Origin of the sequence: Colwellia sp. C1TZA3, assembly GCF_007954265.1 — a bacterium.
In the GTDB taxonomy this organism is placed as follows: Bacteria; Pseudomonadota; Gammaproteobacteria; order Enterobacterales; family Alteromonadaceae; genus Cognaticolwellia.
This window is the reverse complement of record NZ_VOLS01000158.1, coordinates 1-625: the sequence shown is the minus strand read 5'-3', so window position 1 is coordinate 625 and position 625 is coordinate 1. Positions and strand designations below refer to the sequence as shown.

1 tRNA gene is annotated in these 625 nt (G+C 40.8%); it reads left to right on the top strand.

Annotated features, from left to right (window positions below):
- Positions 1–185 precede the first annotated feature (185 nt).
- A tRNA-Ala gene (locus ESZ39_RS17640) sits at positions 186–261 on the top strand.
- Positions 262–625: the final 364 nt, after the last annotated feature.

The following is a 625-nucleotide window of genomic DNA, read 5'->3' as shown; positions in this document are numbered from 1 at the left end:
CAGCTGGTTAGAGCGCACCCCTGATAAGGGTGAGGTCGGCAGTTCAAGTCTGCCCAGACCTACCAATTTACGCTTTTTACGGCGTTGGTTCATCACTTGTGTAGAAAACCTACACTTCGCGATAAACTGCCTTGTAAAAAACGTTAATATACGTTTCGTTTTAGCTAAAGTATGTATCCCATTGCGGGGCTATAGCTCAGCTGGGAGAGCGCCTGCCTTGCACGCAGGAGGTCAGCAGTTCGATCCTGCTTAGCTCCACCACTTCTTCTTTAAAGAAAGAGACCAAACTTAAACTATCAATGTTGATAAGTTAAGTTTGGTTTTTTAAACCAAGTCGTTGCCGAATGTGCGCAATTGACAAGTTCTTTAACAATCTGGAAAGCTGATATAAATACCGGTATTTATAGGGCAAACACGGTGTCGCGCTGTTGTTTGTAAATTATAAATACCAAACTGTTATTAATGGGAATATCGCATGTTAGTAATGGTGATTACGGGTCCTCCTCACTTTTGTTAGGTAGGGAATGTAATCAAACCGGTAGTTTATTTACTTTTAGTTTATCTATTAGTAGTGAATTACCACTCTTATTCAAGACACACTTTGTGTGCGTGAAAATGTCAGACT